This window comes from Paramicrobacterium agarici, assembly GCF_002563955.1.
GTDB lineage: Bacteria > Actinomycetota > Actinomycetes > Actinomycetales > Microbacteriaceae > Paramicrobacterium > Paramicrobacterium agarici.
The window spans coordinates 81,859-104,803 of the sequence record NZ_PDJE01000001.1 but is presented as its reverse complement, the minus strand read 5'-3'; the positions used below and the strand labels follow the sequence as shown (position 1 = coordinate 104,803).

The window sequence follows — 22,945 nt, the reverse complement described above, 5'->3', positions numbered from 1 at the left end:
GTGCCGCCGTCAGCGCGTGTGCGAGCCCTCGACGCGCGTCGTGCGAGCGCGCAGCGCGATGCTGACCAGAAGCTCCGCCGCATCGTGAACGGTGCCCGGAAGCCAGATCGCCCTCATGCGACGAGCGAATTCGCGCTCCGTGGGAACGGTCACGAGCTCGCCTGAGCGTACGGCATCAGCCACGGCAAGCTCGCTCAGCACGGCGGGCCCGGCGCCAGAGGCGACGCTGATGCGCACGGCTGCATTGCTGTCGAGCTCGAGTGTCGGAGCGACAGAGTCGAGGTGCGCAAGTGCCGACTCGAAGGTGGTGCGCGTACCAGAGCCCGGCTCGCGAACGACGAGTGACGTGCGCGCAAGCTCAGCATCCGTCACCGGCCGACGGCGTCGAGCCCAGGGATGCTGCGGAGAAACGACGACCACCAGACGGTCGCGGGCGACCTCTGCGTGACGCAGCCCGCGGCGAACGCCGGGCGACTCGACAAAGCCCACATCGGCGTCTCCTGCCTCCACAGCATCCTGCACCTCATGCGAATTCTGAGCCGTCAGGTGAAGCGCCACCTGAGGGCGCTCTGCTCTCAGCACGGCGAGCCAGCGCGGCAGGAATGCCTCGGCGACCGTCTTGCTCGCGGCAACACGCACGTGCGACTGCTGCGAATCGCGCAGGGCTTCGGCCGCAGATCGTAAGTCGCGCGCGGCAGCCACGACGTCGGAGGCCCAGTCGGCGACGATCGCGCCATCGTGCGTCAGCGTAGAACCGCGCGGGCCGCGATCGACGAGTCTGAAGCCCAGCTCTGACTCCAGCTGGCGAAGGGTGCGCGTGGCATTGGGCTGCACCATGCCGATGCTCGCCGCTGCTCTGCTGAGACTGCCGTGCTCAGCGACAGCGCAGAGGAGCGCCAGTGCCGCCAGATCGGGAAGTTGTGCCATATCGAAATGATATGACGTGGGTGAAAACCCGGCATTCCGTTGCAGTGTGCGCGTCGGCATTCTTGACAGCATGTCTACTCCTGCGTCCGAGAGAATCACTCCGTCACCTGCTCTGCGTCGCCCGATTCGCGGCCTTCTGCCGGGACTGGCGCTCTGCGCCGTCGCCGTCGGTGTCGCCCTCGCGGTGAACCGTCTGATTCCGGCGGTGAGTGCGCTGCTGATCGCGATCGTGCTCGGCGTCATGCTGCGCAACCTTGTTCCCCTCTCAACGATGTTCGACGCGGGACTCGCGTTCGCAGCGAAGAAGCTTCTGCGGGTCGGCGTCGTGCTGCTCGGCCTTCAGCTGGTGGTCGGGGATGTTCTCGGCCTCGGATTCGGCGTCGTGCTGCTCGTGATCGCGATCGTCGTCGGAGGAATCGCTGCCACGATGCTGATCGGCAAGCTGATGGGCATCAGCTTCACGCAGAGGCTGCTGATCGCGTGCGGCTTCTCGATCTGCGGGGCAGCGGCGGTTGCAGCAGTCGACGGCGTCGTCGAGCCGGACGACGACGAGGAGGTCGTGACAGCGATCGCGCTTGTTGTGCTCTTCGGAACCCTCATGATCCCACTCGTTCCGCTCGCGGCGGGCGCCCTCGGTCTCACGGCTCACAGTGCTGGTCTCTGGGCGGGCGGTTCGATTCACGAGGTTGCTCAGGTTGTCGCGGCGGGTGGAATTATCGGGGGCGGTGCACTCGGTGTCGCCGTCGTCGTCAAGCTCGCGCGTGTACTCATGCTCGCTCCCGTGATGGCGGTGGTCAGCGCCGTGCGCCGCCGGCAGAGCGCCGGGTCCGGGGGCAAGCGCTCTCCGATCATGCCGCTGTTCGTCGTCGGCTTCATCGCGATGGTCGCGCTGCGATCGTTCGGCATCGTTCCCGCTCCCATCGTCGACGCAGCATCCGTCGTTCAGAATGCGCTCCTCGCAGCGGCGATGTTCGCGCTCGGCGCTGGCGTCAAGATCCGCTCTCTCGTCACGGTCGGACCAAGGCCCTTCGCGCTCGCCGCGTGCAGCACTCTCGTCGTCTCGGGCATTGCTCTCGCCGGCGTCATGCTCGTTGCCTGAGCGTACCGGAACCGTGGCACCGGGGCGCACCGAGTCGGCCACCGTAAGATCGTGGACGAATCGAGCAAGGAGCCGCCCGTGTCGATACCGACAGCACCGACCACCGTGCCCGCCGTGGTACGAGAGCTCGCGGGAGACGATCGACTCACTCCGGTGTGGCGCAACCAGATCGGCGGACTCACGTTTCGTGCCGAGCCGGCAGCGGGTGACAAAGCCCGGTACATCAAGTGGGGTCCCCACGATGCCGAGACGTCCATGGCCGCAGAGGCCGAGAGGCTGACGTGGGCGGCGCGCTACATTCCGGTACCGCGCGTCATCGAGCAGGGGCAGGATGCTCGCCACGAATGGCTCGTCACCGAGGCGCTGTCGGGCCAGAGCGCAGTCGCGCCACGATGGATCGCCGATCCGGCAGTTGCAGTCGCAGCGATCGGGCGGGGCCTTCGCTCCCTGCATGACGCACTTCCGGTCGACGTGTGCCCGTTCGACTGGGGAGTCGAGTCGCGCTTCGCGAACGCGGCGGGCCGCGGCATCCATCTGCCTGAACCCCTGAAAGAGGCACCGGATGCCGACAAGCTGGTCGTCTGCCACGGCGACGCCTGCTGCCCGAACACGCTTATCGACGATGTGGGGCGATGCAGCGGGCACGTGGATTTCGGCGCACTCGGCGTCGCTGACCGCTGGGCTGATATCGCCGTCGCATCGATGAGCACCGAGTGGAACTACGGCCCCGGGTGGGAGGACGCGCTTATCGAGGCGTATGGCGTCGAGCCCGATCGTGAGCGTCTGGCGTACTATCGCGACCTCTGGAATGCGACCTGAATTCGGGCGCGAGAAAAATCTCAAAAAAAGTTGTCGCGGCAAGGAATAGTTCGAAAGTACATGCAGTTGCATAGATACATGACTGAAAACACACTCGTTCACCCCCAGTACATTGCCGGCACCTGGACGCTTGACCCGATGCACTCCAAACTGGAGTTCTCGCTCAAGCACCTCATGATCAGCAAGGTTCGCGGAACCTTCGACGTCGTCGACGCCACCGTCGTAACCGCTGAGAACCCGGCCGACAGCACCGTTGAGGCGACGATCGACGTTTCCAGCGTCAACACCGGACAGGCAGACCGCGACAACCACCTGCGCACGAGCGACTTCTTCAAGGTCGACGAGTTTCCGACCATGACTTTCCGCTCGACGAAGATCTCGAACGATGGCGACGACTTCACGATCGAGGGCGAGCTAACCCTCCGCGGCGTCACCAAGCCCGTCACGCTGACCGGTGAGTTCGGCGGCGTCATCGACGCGCAGGGGCAGACCAAGGCGGGGCTCACCGCGTCGACGACCATCAACCGACTCGACTACGGCGTCAACTGGAACGCGGCGATCGAAGCCGGCGGCATGACCCTCGGCGACAAGGTCGCGATCACGCTCGACCTGCAGTTCGCTCTTCAGCAGTAGTCCATCGTCCAGCATGTCAGCTCGGGGTCGCGGCGTGAGCCGCGGCCCCGTCGAACGTTAACAAGCCTGTCGCGTCGCCTGCCGGAGCCGTCGATGAGCGACAACTTCTACAAGTTGTAGAACATGAGCGGTAGGCTGGAACCGTGCCGAAAGCAGCGCGTTCCCCTCACAGCGTGCACGCCCCAGCAGGCGGGGGTGGCGTGCGCGTTGCTCGTCTTGCCTTCGCCGCACCGGCCGGTGTCGCACTTCTCGTCGGCATGGCAGCCGGGCTTGCGCGCATGGGCGTGTTCGAGATGGATGCTGAAGCACTTCAGGACGCGCACGCGCCCGCCATGCTGTTCGGCTTCGTCGGATCGCTCGTCGTTCTCGAACGCGCCGTCGCGATCCGTCGCACCTGGGCGTACGCGGCTCCGCTTCTGCTCAGTCTCGGCGCTCTGAGCCTCATCACGCCGATTCCCGCCGCCGTCGGGCGAACAGCGATCGTGCTCGGACTTGCCCTCATGCTCGTCATCTACCGGCTCATCTGGCAGCGGCAGCCCGCCGTGGCAACGAGCGTACAGGCGCTCGCCGCAACCTGCGGGCTCCTTGCGGCGGGGCTCTGGTCCGCCGGAGTGCCCTTCGCGAGCGTGAGTCTCGTTGCCGCGGTCTTTCTCGTGCTCACGATCGTGGGCGAGCGCATCGAGTTGGGGCGCGCGGGCGGGCTCACAGCTCGGGGCGAGAACGCCGGGCTCGCCCTCGCAATCGGCGTCTCCGCCTCTGCACTGGCAACGGTGATCTGGCCGGGAACCGCTCACGCCGTTCTCGGTGCCGTGCTGCTCGTGCTCGTCGTGTGGCTTCTCGTTGTCGATGTCGCGCGCGTGACGATCGCGTCGACCGGCGCCGCGCGCTACATGGCGGTGTGCCTGCTGAGCGGCTACGCGTGGCTCGCGGCCGCGAGCGCCGTCCTGCTTGCGGGCGGGGAGCCGGATGCTGCCGCATACGACCTTGTCACGCACGCGGTTCTGCTGGGCTTCGTGATGTCGATGATCATGGCCCATGCCTCGGTCATTCTTCCCGCCGTTCTGCGAACGCCGCTGCCGTACCGCCCGTGGTTCTACGTTCCCGTCGCGCTTCTGCAGCTGTCGCTCATCGTGCGTGCGATCGGTGACGTGCGGGGAGCAGGCACCGTTGTGCAGGTCGGCGGCATCGCAAACGTCGCGGCAATCGTGCTGTTTCTGCTGTGCGCGGCGGCGTCAGCCGTGTCCGCGAGCAGGACGACCCGCGTGAAGGGAGAACCTCATGCGCAGCCTTGAGCGTCGCACCTGGTACATCATCACGAACTCGCTACTCGGGCTCTGGATGCTGGGAGCCATTGCCGCGGTCACGGCGCACCGGTTTCTGCCGCACAGCACCTGGCTCATGGTGCACGTGACGATGCTCGGCGCCGTCAGCACGGCCATTCTCATCTGGAGTCAGCACTTCGCCGACACCCTGACCCGCAGACAGGCTCCGGGCGGCCGAGCGAGCCTCGGCATCCGACTCGGTCTGCACACCGCCGGAGCCGCGCTCGTCGTTGCAGGCGTTCTCACCAGTACGATGCCGCTCATTCTCGCCGGGGCTGTGCTTGTTGCCGCAGCCGCCGTCATGCACGCGATCACCATGACGCTGCAGCTTCGCGGCGCGCTCACGTCGCGTTTCGGGCCGCTCGTGCGGTTCTATGCCGTCTCAGCGGTGTGGCTTATCGTGGGCGTCGGCCTCGGCTTCTGGATGTCGCAAGTGCCGGCAGACGACCCGCTTCGCGCCCGCCTCTTCGTCGCGCACGTCACCGTCAACCTGCTCGGCTGGGTGGGAACGACCGTGCTCGGCACGGTGATCCTCTTCTGGCCCACGGTGCTGCACGCCCGAATGCGCCCCGCAGACGGCAGCCGTTCGCCGCTCGTGCTGACAGCATCCATTCTCGGCATTGTGCTCGTTCTCGCGGGCGCGACGGCCGATGCGCTCCCGCTCGTCGCGGTGGGCGCTGCGGTGTGGCTCGTCGCCCTTGCCCTTGTGCTGTTCGAGGGGACCAGACAGATGGCGGATGCCGCGCGGCTCAGCTACGCGGGCCTTTCGATCGGGGCGGCACTGTGCTGGCTCGCGGTGTGCGCGGTGTTTCTCGCGGCGGGCATCGGCAGCGCCCTGACATGGGCCATCGCTGTCGACAGGCTCGCGTGGATCGTGCAGCCGTTCATCGCCGGCTTCGCCGTGCAGATCGTGCTCGGAGCCCTCAGCTACCTTCTGCCCGTGATCATGGGGCGGCCGAACGCCCGCAAGCGCTCCGAGGCCGAGCTTGATCGCGGTGCTGTGTTTCGCGTCGCGACGATCAACGCCGGAATCGCCACGTATCTGCTGCCGGTGCCGAGCGTCGTGAAGGTGCTGCTGAGCCTTGTCGTGTTCGCCGTATTCATCGCGTTCCTCGTGCTCGCGGTGCGCGCGGTCGTCGTGGGGCTGCGTGAGCGAAAGGCCGAGCCCGCGCCCGCAACGCACGCTCCAGGGGCACAGCTGCGCATCGGCACGAAGCCGGAGCAGGCGAAGCCGCGCCGTGCCGTGAGCGGCCAGCTCGTCACGGCAGCATCCGTTGTTCTTCTCGCCGTCGCCGGGGGCATCGCCGTCGACCCGGCTGCCGCGGGAATCAACACGACGGGCGGTTCGGAGGTAGCGGCGACGGGCGAGACGACGACGCTCGAGGTCACGGTCGATGGAATGCGCTTTGTTCCCGACGTGCTCGAGGTGCCCGCCGGAGACCGTCTGGTTGTCGAGTTCACGAACACCGGAACCGATGTTCACGACCTCACGTTCGCCAACGGCGTGGCCTCGCAACGCCTCGCGCCGGGGGAGAGCGAGACCATCGACGTCGGCGTGATCTCCGACGACATGGCCGGGTGGTGCTCGGTGACGGGGCACCGCGCCATGGGCATGGAACTCAGCGTGGTAGCCGTGGGCGCTCTCGGTGAATCCGACGAGATCGCCGCGCATGACCACGGTGACATGGCGGATGCTGGTGAGGCCGCCGCTGCTGACCTCGACTTTCATCTGTCGCCCGACGCAGGCTTCGTACCCTACGACGCCGCGCTCGACCCCGCACCCGAGGGCGATGTGCACGAGATCACGCTGCCGGTCACCGAGAGAGACGTCGAGGTGGCTCCCGGCGTCACGCAGACGCTCTGGATGTTCGACGGCGCAGCGCCGGGCCCCGTGCTGCGCGGCTCGGTCGGCGACGTCTTCGACGTGACGCTCGTGAACAACGGCACGATGGGGCACTCCATCGACTTTCACGCCGGAACGCTCGCGCCCGACGAGCCGATGCGCACGATCATGCCGGGGGAGAGCCTCGAGTACTCGTTCACGGCGACGCGCGCAGGCATCTGGATGTACCACTGCGCCACGATGCCGATGTCCAGCCACATCGCGAACGGCATGTTCGGTGCCGTGATCATCGATCCGCCCGACCTGGCGCCCGTCGACCACGAGTTCGTGCTGGTTCAGTCGGAGTTCTACCTCGGCGACGCCGGCGGCACGGTGGACCCGGATGCTGTTGCCACGCAGCTCCCCGACATCGTCGCCTTCAATGGCTATGCCAACCAGTACCGGGACGTTCCGCTCGAGGCGGCCGCCGGTGACACGGTGCGCTTCTGGGTGCTCGACGCCGGGCCGAACATTGCGTCGTCGTTCCACGTGATCGGTGGACAGTTTCACACCGTCTGGAAGGAGGGCGACTACACGCTGAAAGACGGCGGCTCAACGGGTGTCGGCGGCGCCCAGGCGCTCGATCTCGCGCCGGCGCAGGGCGGCTTCGTCGAGCTCGCATTCCCCGATCCGGGAACGTATCCGTTTGTGTCGCACTACATGTCGGATGCTGAGAAGGGCGCGACCGGAGCGGTCCACGTCACGACCTGACTCCCGCGCACAAATTCGGAAATCTGCTGCGACACGCCGAGGGAGAGCGCTCTCACATCGGTGACACGCGAGGGAATTCCGAAATTGTGCACGTTGGGCGCAGAGTGCTGAGGCGACACCTACTCACTGGCGGTACTCACCGGAAGCAGCGTCGGGCGCTTGGCGACGCGCCCGTCGCCAGACGAGCGTCGCGTGAGGCGACGTCCGATCCAGGGAAGAACGTACTCGCGGTAGTACATGAACGTGCGGCGCTCGCTCTCACCAGCATCCGCCACCGTCTCGACGCCCCACTCGTGCGGAACCGCGATGCCGAGCGCCTCGAGCACGTTCGCCGCAACGCGAGCGTGCCCGAGTGCATTGAGATGCAGCTTGTCGGCCGACCAATAGCGCGCAGCCTCAAGCTGCTCGTCGTGCCAGTTGTCGACGAACAGCACGCCTGTTCCGCCGAGCGCGTCGGCGACCGCCTCGGCAAGCTCGTCGCCGCGACTGCGGATCAGCCGCCCGAGGGGCAGGTGCCGCGACGGATTCGCGCCCGCGAGAATGACCGGTCGCGTATCGGTGGCAAGGGTGCGGTCGACGACGTCCATCGTGCGCTCCACGACCCAGTCGATCTTGACGCGCGGCCGCATGATGTCGTTGCCGCCGCCGTTGAACGTGAGCATGTCGGCGCCGAGTGCAAGCGCGGGCTCAAGCTGCTCGTCGACGATCGGGCCGAGCTTGCGCCCCCGGATCGCGAGGTTCGCGTAGCCGATGGGGTCGGCGGATGCTGCCTGCAGCCCGATAGCGACGAAGTCGGCCCATCCGCGCACACTGCCGTCGGGCCGGTCATCGCCCACCCCCTCGGTGAAGCTGTCGCCAACCGCGACGTAGCTGCGGATCACGCGCCCTCCTTCAGAAACGCAATCGCCTCGCGGCGGAAGAGACCCGAGGTCGGCGCATTGAAGTGTGTGCGTCCCGGCAGGCCGACGAAGCGGGCGTTCGGCGCCTCGTCGGCGAGCGTGCGCGCTTCGGCAGCGATCGCGTCATCGCTGCCCGCCGCGATCAGCAGGGGCTGCGGCGGAGCCTCGTCGATCGCGGCATGCGGATCGCCGCGAAGTCCCTCGACGAGGGCGACGAGCGCGAAGAGGTCGTTGTCACGCTGCTCTGCTGCCATCTCGATGTAGGTGCGCGTGACAGCATCCGTGATGGGCAAACCCATGTGCGTGTAGTCCCGAGCCTGTTTGACGTCGAGCCGGGCGAAGGGATCGGCCTTGGGGATGCCGCCGAGAACCGCGCGGCTGACACGCTCGTTCTCGGTGAGCGCCGAGTACCACGTCACGCGCGCGCCCATGGAGTAGCCGACCCACGGCGCCGACGTGATCCGGTAGGCATCCATGACGCGAAACACGTCGTCGCGCATTGTCGGCATGCTGTACGCGGCACGGTCGTGCGGTTTGTCGCTGCGGCCGTGCGCCCGGTTGTCGAGGGCGATGACCCGAAACCCCGAGCGCGTAAGCTCGCGCGTCCACCCGGTGAGCACCCAGTTCGCCTCGGCGCTCGAGGCGAAGCCGTGCACGAGCATGACGGGCGGCGCGTCGGGCTCGCCGATCTCGTAGGTCGCGAGCTGCACATCGCCGGAACGGACGAAGCGGGGGTCTGGCGCTGACGGAAGCATGCTTCTATTCGACCATGCCATGAGGCGCTTTGCGCTACCGATAGTCTGTGTGAGGTTCGAGCGCGAAAGGGGCACAGGCATGAGGCGACGCATCGACTGGGTGTCGTTCGTCGTCATCGGGCTCGTGGCGGGATTCATGTCGGGACTCTTCGGGGTCGGCGGAGGCATCATCGTCGTGCCGCTGCTCATCGGCCTCGCCGGGTTCGACCAGAAGCGCGCGGCGGGAACCTCGCTTGCCGCGATCGTGCCGACCTCCATCGCGGGCGTGGTGTCGTACGCGCTGCACGGCGACGTCGTGTGGCTCGCCGGCCTCGTACTCTGCGTCGGGTCGATCGCCGGCGCGCAGCTCGGCAGCCATCTTCTGCACAAGCTGCCGAAGAAGGCCGTGCAGTGGGCCTTCATCGCCTTTCTCATCGCGGTGATCGTGTCGATGTTCTTCGTGATTCCCTCGCGCGACGCCGAGATTCACCTCAACGGCTTCTCGATCGTCGGGCTCATCGCGCTCGGCCTCGTCGTCGGGATTCTTTCGGGGATTCTCGGCATCGGCGGGGGAGCGGTCATCGTTCCGATGCTTATTCTCGTGTTCGGCGCGAGCGACCTCGTCGCCAAGGGAACATCGCTCGCGATCATGATCCCGACGGCGATCTCGGGAACGATCGGCAACGTCCGCCGCCGCAACGTCGACCTCCCCGCGGCCATCACGATCGGCCTGTGCGCGTGCCTGACGACAGCGCTCGGCGCCATCGTCGCGGGGGCAATCGACCCCGTGCTCGCCAACATCCTGTTCGCCGTGTTCCTCGCCGCGATCGCGGTGCAGCTTTCGGTGCGCGCCATTCGCTCGCGCTGATCTCACGTTTTCGCGACCGCGCGCGTCTGCACAGTAAGACATGAGCCGCCGCTACCCGAGCGCTGTCGGTGGTCCGCGAGAAACTGGAGGCACTATGACAACCGTGCACAGCGTCGTCGACTCGCCCATCGGGCCGCTGACGCTCGTCGGCGAGACAGCATCCGGGCATGTGCGTCTCACCGCCGTGTGGATGGCGTCCCCGCGACACGACCATGCCGAGGGGCTCGGGGTGCGCGACGGCGCCGTTCTCGCGGGCGCGGCGCGTCAGCTCGACGAGTACTTCGCCGGTGAGCGGACGGTGTTCGATCTCGATCTCGACCCGGTGGGCACCGACTTTGAGAAGAAGGTATGGATGCTGCTTCGCGACATTCCGTACGGGCAGACGCGCAGCTATGGCGAACTTGCGGCCGACCTCGGCGATCCCCGGCTGTCGCGCGCCGTCGGCACGGCTAACGGGCGCAATCCGCTGTCGATCGTCGTTCCGTGCCACCGCGTGATCGGCGCAGACGGCTCGCTCACCGGGTATGCGGGAGGCCTCGAGCGCAAACGGTTCTTGCTCTCGCTCGAGCGTGACGGCGCGCCAGCGGCAGACTGGCTCTTCTGACGATGCACTCACTGCCGCACACGCTCGACCTGCCGTTTGCGCCGCCGTATGACGTCGACGCGCTGCTCGCTGCGCAGCGCACGCACGCCGTGCCGGGCATCGATGCTCCGGAGTCGCCCCTCGCTGCGCCGGACACCATCCAAGATCGCACCGCAGAGCCTCCGGATGCTGTCATCACACGCGGCATCCGCCACAACGGTCTCCGCGGTACGATCCGCGTCACGTTCGGCGACGACCGCGTCACGCTCACCAGCTCCCTGCCGATCGATGCAGAACTCGCGCGGCGCGTGCGGCGCTGGCTGGATCTAGACGCCGATCCCGCGACTGCGACGGAGCAGTTCGGCACCGACCCGGTCATCGGGCCCCTCATTGGCAAACGCCCAGGCCTGCGCATCTTCGGGCACATCGACGATCTCGAGGCCGCCTGCTTCGCCGTTCTCGGGCAGCAGGTGTCGCTCGCGTCGGCGCGCACCTTCCAGCGCCGCTTTGTCGCCGCGTTCGGTGCGCTCGACACCGCGACCGGCTTTCGGCATCTTCCCGACGCGGCCGAGATCGCAGCGCTCGATCCGCTCGAAATCCGCGACGCGATCGGGCTCACGCGGTCACGAGCGGCAACGTTGCACGCCGTCGTCGGCGAGCTCGCGGCGGGACTCACGCTTGACGGCGACGCCGACAGCATCCGCCACCGGCTTCTGGCCATCACAGGCATTGGACCGTGGACGGCCGACTACCTCGCGGTGCGTGCGATCGGAGACCGCAACGCGTTCCCCGCGGGCGACCTTGTGCTGCGACGTGCGATGGGCGCAGCCGACGCGCGTGAGGCAACGCGGCGCAGTGAGCCGTGGCATCCGCTTCGCGCCTACGCGACGTTCCACCTCTGGACTGAGCACGCGTATTGCGCGGTCCGCTGACGTCGGTCCTCGGCACTCTGTCCTGTTCTCGGCACGCGTCAAGGAGCCGCCCGGTAGGCTTGCACTCGTGTCAGTGAATCCCGAACTGCAGGGGCGCACGCTGCCCCCGACCGAGCCGTACCTCGTCGGTCGCGAGAAGGTGCGCGAGTTCGCGCGCGCCGTGGTCGCGACGAACACGATCCACCTCGATGTCGAGGCTGCTCGCGCCGCAGGCCACAGCGACGTGGTTGCACCGACGACCTTTCCCGTCGTCGTGCAAGAGAAGGCCCTCGCTCAGCTGCTCGCCGAGCCAGACGCCGGCATCGACTTCAGCCGTGTCGTGCACGGCAACCAGCGTTTCACCTACACGCGCGCCGTCGTCGCGGGCGACGAGCTCACGGCGCAGCTCACGGTGTCGAGCGTCAAGACGCTCGGCGCCCACGCCATGGTCACCGCCGATACGGTCATCACCGACGCCTCGGGAGAGCACGTCGTGACCGCGATCTCCACCCTTGTCGTGCGAGGAGACGAATGAGCAGCGCAACGCCGCAGGTTCCCGCCCTCTCGCAGCTCGCCGTCGGCGACGTGGTCGCCGAGCGAAGCGTCACGTTCACGCGCGACTCGCTCGTGCGCTACGCAGGAGCATCGGGGGACTTCAATCCCATCCACTACCGCGACGACGTCGCAGCATCCGTCGATCTTCCCGGAGTGATTGCGCACGGGATGCTGACGATGGGCGCCGCTGTGCAGCCCGTCGTCGACTGGGCCGGCGATCCCGCACGCATCACCGACTACCAAGTGAAGTTCACCCGCCCCATCGTCGTCGACCCGCAGAACGGCGCCGACGTCTCGATCGTCGCGAAGATCGGCGCTCTCGACAACGACGCGCAGACCGCACGCGTTGACCTGACCGTCTCGTTTGACGGCGCGACCGTGCTGGGCAAAGCGCAGGTGGTGGTGGAACTCGCGTGAGTGAGCTCGCCGAACCGACTCCGCTCGCCGAGCTCACGACGCTCGGCATCGGCGGAGCGCCCGAGCGGATGCTGGTGGCCGAAGACACCGACGAGCTCGTCGCGCAGCTGACCGACCTGTGGCAGAGCGACGAGCCGTGGATGGTGCTCGGCGGAGGCTCCAACACCGTTGCCACAGACGACGAGATCGCCGGGGCCGTCGTGCTCATTCGCACGCAGGGCATCGAGCGCATCGCCACAGACGAGGGTGTTGTGCTGCGCGTGCAGGCGGGCGAGACGTGGGACGACCTGGTCGCGTACGCGGTCGAGAATCGCCTCGCCGGCATCGAAGCGCTGTCGGGCATTCCCGGCTCGGTCGGCGCCGCACCGATTCAGAACATCGGCGCCTACGGGCAAGAGCTCTCGAGTGTGCTGCTCGGCGTCGAACTTCTCGACGTCGAGACGGGCGAGCGATCGCACGTACCAGCATCCGCCCTCGGGCTCGGCTACCGCACGTCGGTACTCAAACGGCATGGGGGAGCGGATGCTGAACGAGACGCCGTCGTGCTCTCGGTCGACCTGCTGCTGACCGAGGCTCCTGACGGCATGGGCCGGCCCGTCGCCTACACGCAGCTCGCGTCGGCGCTCGAGGTCGAGCTGGGCGACCGGGTCGAGCTCACGCGCGTGCGCGACGCCGTGCTGAGGCTGCGGCGTTCGAAGGGCATGGTTCTCGATCCCTCCGATCGCGACACCTACAGTGCCGGCTCATTCTTCACCAACCCGATCGTGACCGAGCAGGCATCGCGTGTGCTCCCCGCTGACGCTCCGCGTTGGCCGCAGGGCAATATCGACGAGACCGTCACCGTGATCCCGCTCGACGGATCGAGCGACGTCGTCGCGCCGCCCCCGATCCAGGCGACATTGCAGCGCGAGGTCAAGCTCAGCGCTGCGTGGCTGATCGAGCACGCGAGCATTCCGCGCGGCTTCCACCTTCCCGGGTCGCGCGCCGCGATCTCGTCGAAGCACACGCTCGCTCTCACGAACCAGGGCAACGCCCGCGCCGACGACATCGCCGCACTCGCACGCTTCGTGCAGGCGCGCGTGCAGTCAGAGTTCGGCATCACGCTGCAGCCAGAACCTGTTCTCATCGATATCGAACTCTGAGGCCTCATGAGCTTCACGCCGCCGCCCGTTCCCGATGATCTTCACGGCTCCGACAACGACGACGCTCCGGTTCCGCCGTCGAAGCGTCGGCGCATCTGGGGCTGGATCGTCGCCGGCGTCGGCATTACGGCGTTCGCGGCGATCGCCATCGTCGCGGTGACAAGCCTCGTCGCGAGCACGCTCCCGACGGCACGGCCCGAGGCTGCTCCCGTTCCGACGGCAGAGCCCAGCGCTCCCTGGGGTGCGACGCCGACCCCGCAACCGACCGACACGGGACTCGGGGAACCTCCCAGCTACGACCCACCGCCCTACTCGGCACCGGTCGACGGCGTCTACCCGCTGTCGAGCTACGCGTACTTCGAGCAAGAGGTCACGTTCGAGAAGAACCTCGCCGACAACTGGTACAGCGAGACCGACAAGTTCGGCGAATACTGGCTGAGCGACGATCCCGTGTGTAATCTCACGGCCGATCCCAAGTGGATCTACATTTTCGGTGACCCAGAGCCCGACAAGAACGACGGGTACTACACGGCCCGCGATCTCGACCTCAGCGAGGCCAACCTGCGCGCGCAGTTTCCCGATCTCGACGATCACGGCGACGACTTCGTCGTCGAAATGCCTGTTTCCGACGGAAACACGATCGAGTTCATGGGGCGACGCCTCGACTACGCCGGCGGCTTCTTCCTGCAGCTCACGCGCGGCATGATGTGGCAGGACTCGTCGTACGGCATCACGCTCTCGTGCCTTGGCTCGGAGTCCTTCGATGACGAAGCGTTCGCGCAGAAGATCGTCGATCAGTTCACCATGACCCTGAACTGATGTCCTGCGTTAGGCTGAAAGCGGACTCTCCCGGAAGGAAGCCCATGAGCGACAACAGGCCGAATCAGCAGACTCCGGATGCTGCCGAGCAGCGCGAGCGCGAGAACGCTCAGCAGCATCGCAACGAGCCGTGGACCGGGCAAGGTCCTGTGATCCGCAACCTTCCGAACTCGTCGCAGCCCTACGGCGCGTCGCCCGAGCAGAGGCCCTCGCGCCCCGCACGTTCCCTCTCACCGTGGATCGTCGTAGCGATCATCGCGCTGATCGCTATCGTGATCGCCGGGCTTGTTCTGGCGATCGTGCTCTGACGAACGCGCTTGGCGAACGCTGATCAACGAACGATCACACCAGCGAAAGAAGGCCGGATGCTGTCGCACCCGGCCTTCTCGTCACTCACTGCTCAGGCGAACAGCTTCTGCAGGCGCTCTGCCCCCTCGCGAAGGGCATCATCTCCGAGCGCGTAGCTGAAGCGGAGGTACCCGCTCGGTCCGAATGCCTCGCCGGGAACCGCGGCGACCTGTGCCTTGTCGAGCATCAGATCGGCAACTTCGAGCGAGCTGGTCGGCGTCACGCCGTCGATGGTGCGCCCGATCACACCCGAGACGTCGGCGTACACGTAGAATGCGCCCTGCGGCGTCGGAACCGTGAAGCCGTTCACGAGGTTCAGCTGCTCGACGATGGCGTGGCGACGCCGGTCGAACGCCTGTCGCATCTGCTCGACGGGCTCCTGCGAGCCGGTGATCGCGGCAATCGCGGCACGCTGCGCGATGTTGTTGACGTTGCCCGACAGGTGCGACTGCTGGTTGGTCATTGCCGTGATGGCATCCTTCGGCCCAACCGTCCAGCCCACGCGCCATCCGGTCATCGCGTAGCTCTTGGCGACGCCGTTGACGAGCAGCGTCTGGTTGGCGAGCTCGGGCACCGCCGCGACGATCGATGTCGCCTCGACGCCGTCGTACGTGAGGTTCTGGTAGATCTCGTCTGTGATGATCCAGATGCCGTGCTCAAGCGCCCACTCGCCGATCGCCCGCGTCTCGTCGGGCGAGTAGACCGCACCTGTCGGGTTCGACGGCGAAACGAATAGCAGTACCTTCGTGCGTTCGGTGCGCACCTCTTCCAGCTGCTCGACGGTGACCTTGTACCCCTGCTCGGCATCGGCGAAGACGTCGACGGCGACGCCGTCTGCGAGCCCGATCACCTCGGGATACGTCGTCCAGTAGGGCGTCGGAATGATGACCTCGTCGCCCGGGTTCAGGAGCACCTGAAAGGACTCGTATACCGACTGTTTTCCGCCGTTGGTGATGATGATCTGGTCTGGGCTCGCCTCGACCTTCGAGTCGCGCAGCGTCTTCTGAGCCACGGCCTCGCGCAGGTCGGGCAGGCCCTTTCCCGGCGTATAGCGGTGGTTTGCCGGATCCTTGGCTGCGGCAATGGCCGCCTCGACGATGTGCTCCGGTGTCGGGAAGTCCGGTTCACCCGCGGCAAAGCTGATGACGGGAGCGCCTTGCGCCTTGAGCGCCTTGGCCTTGGAGTCGACCTTTAGCGTCGCCGACTCCGCGATTGCGGTGATCTTCTGTGAGAGTCTCGGTGTCGTAGCCACACAACGAGGGTAGCGCGTTGACCGCGCGCACCCCAGGGGCGAGCGAGAGCGACCTTGAGTCGGCGCTACGCGACGGCGTCGGGACCTCCCTCGGCTGCGGCCGGATCCATGTGCAGAAACTCGAAAGTGTTGCCGTCGGGATCGTCGAGGTCCCTGCTGTACATGAACCCGAGGTCCTGGGCCTCGCGAGGCTCGCTTCCGCCTGCAGCGAGCCCGGCATCCACAATGCCGTCGACGGCCTCTCTGCTGGGTCGGCTGATCGCGATCAGCACCTGAGCGGTCGTGCGCGGATCGGGAATGTCTTTGTCTGTGAACGTCGCGAAGTACTCTTTCGTGAGAACCATGAAATAGATGGTGTCGCTCACGACGACGCACGCTGCGTTCTCATCGGAGAAGTTCGGGTTGATGCTCCAGCCGAGCGCCGTGTAGAACGTCTTCGATCGCTCGAGGTCGCTCGTGGTGATGTTGACGAAGATGCTTGCGGCATCGTCTTCCGAGGGCGACATGATCCTGCTCCTTTGCTCAGACCATCATGAGTGTGACGTCGAAGCTGGCAAAGACCGTGACGGGTGTCAAGAGGCAGAGATCAAGAAGTGGATGCTGCGGCCCGCAGTGGGCCGCAGCATCCATTCGTTTCGATTGCGTTCTACGCGATCTTCGCAGTGGCGGGTATGCCGTGCGACTGCTGATGGATCAGTCCATCGGAACAGTGAGGTGGCAGAACGGGTCTTCGCTCCATGCCGCCGCAAGTTCCACAGCCGCGGGCGTCTGATCGGTGTCGCGCACGATACGTGTGCTTGTCATGATGTCCTCCTTCGCGGTTGTGTTGCGGGGTACTTACTACTGTGCGCCTCCGCGGGCGAGGCGGAACCCCACTGAGTCAGAAAAGAAAGGTCGACCTTGTCATATTGCGAAAATGCGTAAATTTTCTGAGCCCGATCGGTCGAGTGGGCGAGAATCTCCCGTCGAGATTCGATCGCGTGAGAAATTGCCCAATGCTTCGCTTGCGCTCACAATTCGTGAGGTAAGGCTGTGCTAAATTTGCGTGCGCATGCGGCATACCGCGCATGGGAACCGAGAGTGAAGGGACGTCGTGACGCAGGAGACGCTTGCGGGGCGCGGGCTGACGCTCGGATACGACGGGCGTGTCATCTCCGCTGACCTCGACGTCTCGATTCCTCCGGGTTCGTTCACCGCCATCATCGGGCCCAATGCGTGCGGAAAGTCGACGCTTCTGCGCGCGCTGTCGCGGTTGCTGTCACCCACGGCCGGTCAGGTCATTCTCGACGGACGCGCAATAACGGAGTACGGGTCGAAAGAGGTGGCGCGACGCCTTGGACTGCTGCCGCAGTCATCGGTCGCGCCCGACGGCATCACGGTCTTCGAGCTGGTCTCGCGTGGACGCTTTCCGCATCAGAGTCTCCTGCGGCAGTGGTCAGAAGCCGATGAAGCCGCGGTGCATGACGCGATGGAGTCGACGAACGTGCTGCACCTCGCCGATGCGCAGGTCGACGAACTCTCGGGTGGTCAGCGACAGCGTGTCTGGCTCGCGCTCGTGCTGGCACAGCAGACTCCGCTTCTGCTGCTCGACGAGCCGACGACCTTTCTCGACATTGCCCACCAGATCGACGTTCTCAATCTCTGTCGGTCCCTCCACGCGCACGGAAGCTACACGCTCGTCGCCGTGTTGCACGACCTCAATATGGCGTTCCGCTATGCCGATCACGTCATCGCCATGCGCGACGGCCGCATTATCGCGCAGGGCGCGCCGGCCGACATCGTCTCGGCAGAGCTCGTGCACGAGGTCTTCGGGCTGCGTGCCGTGTGCGTTGACGATCCGGTGACGGGAAAGCCGATGGTCGTTCCGCTTGACGCCGTTCCCGAGACGCCGAGCGACATTCAAGCGGGCGACGGCACATGGGAGTGACGGGCGCGGCTTAGAAGAAGTTTCGCCTGCGAACGGGAGCTTTGGGTGGCCATGCGAACTGCTTCGTCACGATGAGCAGGGCCAGGAGCACGGCAGGGAGTATCCAGCCCGACCACCCGAGGATCGTCGCGTGCACGGTGTCGAACGTCGACCCTGACTGCACGTACACCATCGAGAGGCCGACGGACGCGTTCAAGGCGGCGTGCGCAAGTGCCGCGGGCCACACTGAGCGCGAACGAATGCGCAGCCACGCGAACACCGAGCCGACGAGCGTGCACATTCCGATCATCATCAGCACGCTGAGCCAGCCGGGTGCCGTCGGGTAGTTGTAGCCGAGCAGCAGCAGGGGGGCGTGCCAGAGCCCCCAGATGATTCCGCTGACGAGCAACGCGGGAACAGTTCCGAACCGCTGCAGGTGCGGCAGGAGCCAGCCGCGCCAGCCGAGTTCTTCACCCAGTGCGGGAAGCAGGTTCAGGATGCTGCCGAGGACGACGTTCACGAATTGCAGTGCCACGAGCACGCCGACCGGCAGTGGCAGCCGGCCGCCCGTTTGCGCCATCAGCATCTCGCGGAACCCGGAGAAGCGAGTGAAGTCCGCGGGGTAGACGCCGAGCAGGCTGCCCGCGACGAACGCGCCGAAGACGAGCGTGACCGGAACCGCGAGCCCGAGGCCCAGGTACGCGAGAAAGCGTCCTGCCGGTCGCAACGGGACGAGTCCCAGCCTTTCGGCGGGGTGCTCTGGGCATTCGACGACGAACACGGTGACGAGCGCCGCGATGGCGGGAGTGAGCATCATGCACAGGGCGATGGTGCCGAATGCCGGATGCTGCAGGCCATCGCCGCTCAGCCACAGTGGCAGCGCGATGAGCCACGACATCCCGAATGCGAGAACAAGATAGACGCCGAGAGCCTGGGCGGGGCGCCGGGTGCTGCCGGTCATGCGGCTCCGCTCGGCGGGGCAAAGGGATCGACGTCGGGGTCGGTGTGCGGCTCGTATTCGATGCTCGCTGCGGCTTCTGTGGCAGCATCCGTGCCGACGAGATCTGCAATCAAAGCGTGTGTCATGTCCATGCCTGCGGCGACGCCCGATGATGTCCAGCGGTTGCGGTCGACGACCCAGCGTGCCTGTGGCTGCCAGCTCACGTCGTCTCCGTGCTGCGCGGCCCACTCGAATGCGCGCTTATTTGACGTTGCGCGGTATCCCTCGAGGAGACCGGATGCTGCCAGCAGTGCTGAACCCGTGCACACTGATGTGACGATCTGCGCAGAACGTGCCCAGTCGGAAAGCCATGACAGAAATTCGTGGTCGGCGGCGAGAATGCGGGTGCCCTGGCCGCCCGGTACGAGGACGATATCGGGGGCTGGAGCGTCGGTATAGCTTGTGTCTGCGACGACGAGCGTGCCTTGTCGGCTGCGGACTGGCGCTGCTGTGGGGCCGACGAGTGAAATCGTGAATTCCTCTGGCAGTCGGCTGAGTAGCTCGATGGGGCCGAAAGCGTCTAGGAGCTCGAAGTCTTCGAAGAGAACGATTCCGACGTGACGTGGTGACCGCATGCCCTCATCTTTTCACGTGGCAGAGTCGGCTGCTCAAGAGACTCTGTCGCCTGCTCCAGCGACGCTGTCGCCTGCTCCTGTGACGCTGTCGCCTGCTCCTGTGACGCTGTCGCCTGCTCCCGTGGCGCTGTCGCCTTCTCCTGCGCCGCTGCCGCCCCATAAATCGAGTGTCGTCGCACGGCGGACCTCAAATTCATGGGGCCTGGGCACTCCGAGCAGCGCTTCGAGTGGTGTCACTCGTGCGTATCGTGTCTCGGGGCCGCCGCGTTGTCAGGAACGCGGCCCGGTATCTCGTGCATCGTCGAGTGGACCGCCGTTTTCACTGTTGGTTGTGCCTTCGGGCGCACTCGTCCTCGGTCTCGTCGCGTTGGTCCCGCGCCGGGGCGCACTCGTCTGTGGTCCGGCCGCACTCGTGCGTGGTTCTGCCGCAGTCGTACCGTCTCCGGGCGCTCTGCGTTGTCCCAGGTATCTCCGGTTGACATACCAGCCGGGCGGGACCACGCGTGGTCGGCCGTTGTTGTCGCGGGTGATGGCCCATTCTCCGCGTTCGAGCAGTCTGTGGTGAAACCAACAGACGAGGATGCCGTTGGACAGGTCTGTTCTGCCGCCGGTCTCCCACCTCTGAATGTGGTGGGCTTCGCACAGCCAGGCGGGGATGTGACAGTCGGGTGCAACACAGGTGGGTGCGTCCCTGGCGATCAACGCTAGACGCTGCTGCGTGCTGAAAAACCTCTCGGCGGTCCCGAGATTGAGCACTTCGCCATCACTGTTGATCGCGACCTGCCGGGTGTCGCCGTCGCATTGCATTTGCTTCACGTAGCTCATCGGCAACGGTGCCGGTGTCCCTGGTGACCACGCTGCCCCGGTTCCGCTGTCGAGGTTGCGTTCATCCACGGTGACGAGCACGGTCGGGCCTCGGCCGTGGAGTTTGGGTGCGGTCTTCTGTTTCCCGGTGCCGCCGATGATCGCCGTGAACACGTCGGCGCGTTCTTGCGGTTTCGACCGCTCCTCCGGCGCTTCCTCGTTGTCAGCAAGCTCTTCAGCCTGCATAAACGTCGGCGACGTTCTCTTGGACATGTAGGCGTCAAACACGGGTGTCACCTGTGCCGCCTGTTCCGGGGACAGGGTGCCCGTGATCTTCAGGGTCCCGTCGTCTTGATGCCGAAACACCAGCTTCCGCGCCTCATGCAGTTCCTCCGCGGACGGTTCGACACCGTCGGGGTCGAGAACGGCGCAGAACGCTCTCGCCTGCTGACGGAGGTTATCCGCTGACACGGGTGCCTCCCCGTTCGCGCCGGTCGCGTTGCCCAGCAAGGTCGCTTCGGCCCTGTCCATCTGCTCCGGCACCGCACGCGGCAGCACGGGTGCGAGTGTCGCGGTGATCGCTTCGGCAGCATCCAGACCGATCGTGCCTTCCGCAAGCGCTTGAGCGGTCTGCGCGAACACCGGAGCAAGGGGCAGCCCGGTGTCGGAGACTCTTGGTGTCGTATGAGTGGCGAGTCTCGTATATCGGTACGCGGTCGAGTTCTTCGCCCCGGTGATCTTCTCAAACAAGGCTGCCGCAGACGACGCCCCATGACGAGCAGCAAGACCATCAAACCCGGCATCCGTGTCCGAACGCCGAGCAATATCGCCGACGTTGCCGACCTGACGACCCTCGACCAGACGGCAGATATTGCCCAGCAGACCCGTGAACTCCAGAAGGGAATCAGATGAGAGGGCGGCGGGGTCGATGTCGGTGAGTTCAGCAGCTGCGGCGAGTGCATTCTCCGCGGCACGCACAGCGACAGCATCCGACCCCATCTCGGACTCGAACCCGGGTGCTGCTGCCGTGTTTTCCATGCCAACAGTCTTCCAGCGACCACCGACACTGACCTCACCAGAAGACCCGGTCACGACACCATTGTGGACAACTGCGAGAGTCGGCTGGTTGTGGACAGAGAGTGGCGCGTGCGGAAAGAAGTGCAGCGCGGCGCTCGCCCGGATTCTCACCACCGGTTCGCCAGAGTGTCGTCGGTGGCGGAGGATGCGGAGCGGCGAGAAATCGAAACGCTCGTGCCGTGATCGGGCTGTCTCGCGAGGCTCTGGGATACTGGCCCGCAGAATGGGGAGATGCCGAAGTTCGCATTCTCACAGGTCGATGTCTTTTCGAACGGTCCATTCACTGGCAATCCTCTCGCCGTCGTGCATGACGCCGACGCGTGGACGGATGCCGACATGGCGGCCTTCGCCCGCTGGACCAATCTGTCGGAGACGGCCTTTCTGCTTGCCCCGCGCGACGACCGAGCACATTACAGGGTGCGCATCTTCACGCCCACACGCGAGCTTCCGTTCGCCGGGCATCCCACGCTGGGCAGCGCGCACGCGTGGATCGAGGCAGGGGGAGTGCCTGACGGCGACGTGCTCGTGCAGGACTGCGTGGTCGGGCTCGTCACCCTGCGGCGCGAGCCGACGGGGCTCGCCTTTCGCGCGCCCGAACTCGTGCGCTCAGGCCCGATCGATTCGTCGACGCTGAACACGGCTGCAGCGGCGCTCGGCATCGACGTTGAGCAGGTGCGTCGCGCGGAATGGATCGACAACGGACCGGGATGGCTTGGCATCATGCTCGACGACGCTGAAATGGTCTTGGCGCTCCAGCCCGACTTCGCGCGCATGGATGCTCTGAAGGTAGGAGTCCTCGGTCGTCACTCCGATGGGTCGGGCGACGTCGAAGTTCGCGCCTTCGCCCCGGGTTTCGGCATCGACGAGGATCCCGTCACCGGGAGCCTCAACGCGGGATTCGCCGTTTGGCTCACGCGCGAGGGAATTCTGCCCCCGGCATACACCGCTCGTCAGGGGGCCGCCATCGGGCGTTCTGGTCGCGTCTCGATCACATCAGACGACACCGGCATCTGGGTCGGCGGATCCAGTTCGACAATCATCAGCGGAAACGTTCATCTCGGGGAACTGAGAGCCGCCTGCCGGATGCACATCGCTCAGCTTGGAGATGCCTGCGTCGTCGCGTACACTTATGCGAGGTAGTTGAAGTCTGCCAAGCTTTTCTGTGCCTATTTCAGCATCCACCTGGGTGCACGAGGTTCAGTGGTGCTGTGCAGATTTCACCCCTAGAGTAGGTGCAACCCCACTCATAGGGCGGTGGCTCAATTGGTAGAGCAGCGGTCTCCAAAACCGCAGGTTGCAGGTTCGAGTCCTGTCCGCCCTGCGCGTCGATGCGTGAACATCGGCACACGAAAGGTGTAACACGTTGGCCCGAAAAGTAATCGACACACCCAGCGAGGATGTCGTCGCTGCAGCGAAGAAGGACCGCGCTGAAAAGCGTGGACCCTTTGCCGGGATCATTTTGTTCCTGAAGCAGGTCATCAATGAGCTCAAGAAGGTCGTCACTCCGACGAAGAAGGAGCTCTGGAGCTACACCGCCGTCGTGCTGGTCTTCGTGATCGTCATGATGGCTCTCGTGTTCGGACTCGACCAACTCTTCAGCTGGCTCGTCATCCTGACCTTCGGAAGCCCCGGGGTCTGATCGAGTCACCTCATACGGCGCCC

24 protein-coding genes and 1 tRNA gene are annotated in these 22,945 nt (G+C 65.8%); 17 read left to right on the top strand and 8 right to left on the bottom strand.

Going from position 1 to position 22,945, the window contains the following annotated elements; genetic code table 11:
- Window positions 1-9: 9 nt before the first annotated feature.
- Window positions 10-927 (bottom strand): LysR family transcriptional regulator, encoded by a 918-nt coding sequence (locus tag ATJ78_RS00500; RefSeq protein WP_098409116.1) that lies wholly within the window; start codon window positions 925-927, stop codon window positions 10-12.
- A gap of 70 nt (window positions 928-997) precedes the next feature.
- Here ATJ78_RS00500 and ATJ78_RS00495 point away from each other — a divergent pair, with 70 nt between their 5' ends.
- The 5 genes from ATJ78_RS00495 (at window position 998) to ATJ78_RS00475 (ending at window position 7,393) form a co-directional block, all read left to right on the top strand.
- Window positions 998-2,026, top strand: a complete 1,029-nt coding sequence (locus ATJ78_RS00495) for a YeiH family protein (protein WP_098409115.1) — start codon at window positions 998-1,000, stop codon at window positions 2,024-2,026.
- A gap of 78 nt (window positions 2,027-2,104) precedes the next feature.
- Entirely contained in the window at window positions 2,105-2,845 is a 741-nt protein-coding gene (locus ATJ78_RS00490; RefSeq protein WP_098409114.1) for an aminoglycoside 3'-phosphotransferase, read from the top strand.
- Between the two features lie 78 nt (window positions 2,846-2,923).
- Window positions 2,924-3,478, top strand: coding sequence for a YceI family protein (locus ATJ78_RS00485; protein WP_098405817.1), 555 nt, complete (start codon window positions 2,924-2,926; stop codon window positions 3,476-3,478).
- A gap of 173 nt (window positions 3,479-3,651) precedes the next feature.
- On the top strand, window positions 3,652-4,770 hold the full coding sequence (locus ATJ78_RS00480) for a DUF8744 domain-containing protein (RefSeq protein ID WP_143741349.1): 1,119 nt from the start codon (window positions 3,652-3,654) through the stop codon (window positions 4,768-4,770).
- The gene (locus tag ATJ78_RS00475) at window positions 4,757-7,393 is read left to right on the top strand and encodes a multicopper oxidase domain-containing protein (protein WP_098405815.1); all 2,637 of its coding nucleotides are present in this window, start codon (window positions 4,757-4,759) and stop codon (window positions 7,391-7,393) included. The genes ATJ78_RS00480 and ATJ78_RS00475 overlap by 14 nt, the downstream gene beginning before the upstream one ends.
- Window positions 7,394-7,512: 119 nt before the next feature.
- On the opposite strand, the gene ATJ78_RS00470 is transcribed toward ATJ78_RS00475, so the two are convergent.
- Together ATJ78_RS00470 and ATJ78_RS00465 are read right to left on the bottom strand one after the other, a co-directional pair.
- On the bottom strand, window positions 7,513-8,274 hold the full coding sequence (locus ATJ78_RS00470) for an SGNH/GDSL hydrolase family protein (RefSeq protein WP_098405814.1): 762 nt from the start codon (window positions 8,272-8,274) through the stop codon (window positions 7,513-7,515).
- Window positions 8,271-9,047, bottom strand: a complete 777-nt coding sequence (locus tag ATJ78_RS00465; RefSeq protein WP_245836150.1) for an alpha/beta fold hydrolase — start codon at window positions 9,045-9,047, stop codon at window positions 8,271-8,273. Before ATJ78_RS00465 ends, ATJ78_RS00470 begins: the two co-directional genes overlap by 4 nt.
- Between ATJ78_RS00465 and ATJ78_RS00460 the strand changes: the two genes are divergently transcribed.
- From ATJ78_RS00460 to ATJ78_RS00425, 8 genes are all read left to right on the top strand, one after another.
- Entirely contained in the window at window positions 9,046-9,894 is an 849-nt protein-coding gene (locus ATJ78_RS00460; RefSeq protein ID WP_342744768.1) for a sulfite exporter TauE/SafE family protein, read from the top strand. The genes ATJ78_RS00465 and ATJ78_RS00460 overlap by 2 nt on opposite strands.
- A gap of 94 nt (window positions 9,895-9,988) precedes the next feature.
- A complete protein-coding gene (locus ATJ78_RS00455) occupies window positions 9,989-10,498 on the top strand; it encodes a methylated-DNA--[protein]-cysteine S-methyltransferase (RefSeq protein ID WP_098405811.1) in 510 nt (169 codons plus the stop codon).
- Between the two features lie 2 nt (window positions 10,499-10,500).
- Window positions 10,501-11,409: a DNA-3-methyladenine glycosylase family protein gene (locus ATJ78_RS00450; RefSeq protein ID WP_098405810.1), complete on the top strand. Its 909-nt coding sequence runs from the start codon at window positions 10,501-10,503 to the stop codon at window positions 11,407-11,409.
- 67 nt (window positions 11,410-11,476) lie between these two features.
- The gene (locus ATJ78_RS00445; RefSeq protein WP_098405809.1) at window positions 11,477-11,923 is read left to right on the top strand and encodes an FAS1-like dehydratase domain-containing protein; all 447 of its coding nucleotides are present in this window, start codon (window positions 11,477-11,479) and stop codon (window positions 11,921-11,923) included.
- Window positions 11,920-12,360, top strand: a complete 441-nt coding sequence (locus ATJ78_RS00440; protein ID WP_098405808.1) for a MaoC family dehydratase — start codon at window positions 11,920-11,922, stop codon at window positions 12,358-12,360. The genes ATJ78_RS00445 and ATJ78_RS00440 overlap by 4 nt, the downstream gene beginning before the upstream one ends.
- Complete coding sequence (locus tag ATJ78_RS00435; RefSeq protein WP_098405807.1) at window positions 12,357-13,502, top strand: UDP-N-acetylmuramate dehydrogenase; 1,146 nt, start codon at window positions 12,357-12,359, stop codon at window positions 13,500-13,502. The genes ATJ78_RS00440 and ATJ78_RS00435 overlap by 4 nt, the downstream gene beginning before the upstream one ends.
- A gap of 6 nt (window positions 13,503-13,508) precedes the next feature.
- The gene (locus tag ATJ78_RS00430) at window positions 13,509-14,321 is read left to right on the top strand and encodes a hypothetical protein (RefSeq protein WP_098405806.1); all 813 of its coding nucleotides are present in this window, start codon (window positions 13,509-13,511) and stop codon (window positions 14,319-14,321) included.
- A 44-nt stretch (window positions 14,322-14,365) separates the two neighbouring features.
- Entirely contained in the window at window positions 14,366-14,629 is a 264-nt protein-coding gene (locus ATJ78_RS00425) for a hypothetical protein (RefSeq protein WP_098405805.1), read from the top strand.
- Between the two features lie 92 nt (window positions 14,630-14,721).
- On the opposite strand, the gene ATJ78_RS00420 is transcribed toward ATJ78_RS00425, so the two are convergent.
- Complete coding sequence (locus tag ATJ78_RS00420) at window positions 14,722-15,921, bottom strand: pyridoxal phosphate-dependent aminotransferase (RefSeq protein ID WP_098405804.1); 1,200 nt, start codon at window positions 15,919-15,921, stop codon at window positions 14,722-14,724.
- A 65-nt stretch (window positions 15,922-15,986) separates the two neighbouring features.
- Window positions 15,987-16,427, bottom strand: a complete 441-nt coding sequence (locus ATJ78_RS00415; protein WP_098405803.1) for a VOC family protein — start codon at window positions 16,425-16,427, stop codon at window positions 15,987-15,989.
- Between the two features lie 587 nt (window positions 16,428-17,014).
- Between ATJ78_RS00415 and ATJ78_RS00410 the strand changes: the two genes are divergently transcribed.
- On the top strand, window positions 17,015-17,848 hold the full coding sequence (locus tag ATJ78_RS00410) for an ABC transporter ATP-binding protein (protein ID WP_098405802.1): 834 nt from the start codon (window positions 17,015-17,017) through the stop codon (window positions 17,846-17,848).
- Window positions 17,849-17,858: 10 nt separating this feature from the next.
- On the opposite strand, the gene ATJ78_RS00405 is transcribed toward ATJ78_RS00410, so the two are convergent.
- The 3 genes from ATJ78_RS00405 to ATJ78_RS00395 all read right to left on the bottom strand — a co-directional run bounded on the left by ATJ78_RS00405 (window position 17,859) and on the right by ATJ78_RS00395 (window position 21,244).
- The gene (locus ATJ78_RS00405) at window positions 17,859-18,788 is read right to left on the bottom strand and encodes a CPBP family intramembrane glutamic endopeptidase (protein WP_098405801.1); all 930 of its coding nucleotides are present in this window, start codon (window positions 18,786-18,788) and stop codon (window positions 17,859-17,861) included.
- A complete protein-coding gene (locus ATJ78_RS00400; protein ID WP_098405800.1) occupies window positions 18,785-19,402 on the bottom strand; it encodes a DJ-1/PfpI family protein in 618 nt (205 codons plus the stop codon). Before ATJ78_RS00400 ends, ATJ78_RS00405 begins: the two co-directional genes overlap by 4 nt.
- Window positions 19,403-19,672: 270 nt before the next feature.
- Window positions 19,673-21,244, bottom strand: a complete 1,572-nt coding sequence (locus tag ATJ78_RS00395) for an HNH endonuclease signature motif containing protein (RefSeq protein WP_098405799.1) — start codon at window positions 21,242-21,244, stop codon at window positions 19,673-19,675.
- A gap of 270 nt (window positions 21,245-21,514) precedes the next feature.
- Here ATJ78_RS00395 and ATJ78_RS00390 point away from each other — a divergent pair, with 270 nt between their 5' ends.
- The 3 genes from ATJ78_RS00390 to secE all read left to right on the top strand — a co-directional run bounded on the left by ATJ78_RS00390 (window position 21,515) and on the right by secE (window position 22,922).
- Entirely contained in the window at window positions 21,515-22,423 is a 909-nt protein-coding gene (locus ATJ78_RS00390; RefSeq protein ID WP_098405798.1) for a PhzF family phenazine biosynthesis protein, read from the top strand.
- Between the two features lie 108 nt (window positions 22,424-22,531).
- Window positions 22,532-22,604 (top strand) — tRNA-Trp (locus ATJ78_RS00385).
- A 42-nt stretch (window positions 22,605-22,646) separates the two neighbouring features.
- A complete protein-coding gene (secE, locus tag ATJ78_RS00380; RefSeq protein WP_098405797.1) occupies window positions 22,647-22,922 on the top strand; it encodes a preprotein translocase subunit SecE in 276 nt (91 codons plus the stop codon).
- The last annotated feature ends 23 nt before the right edge of the window (window positions 22,923-22,945 follow it).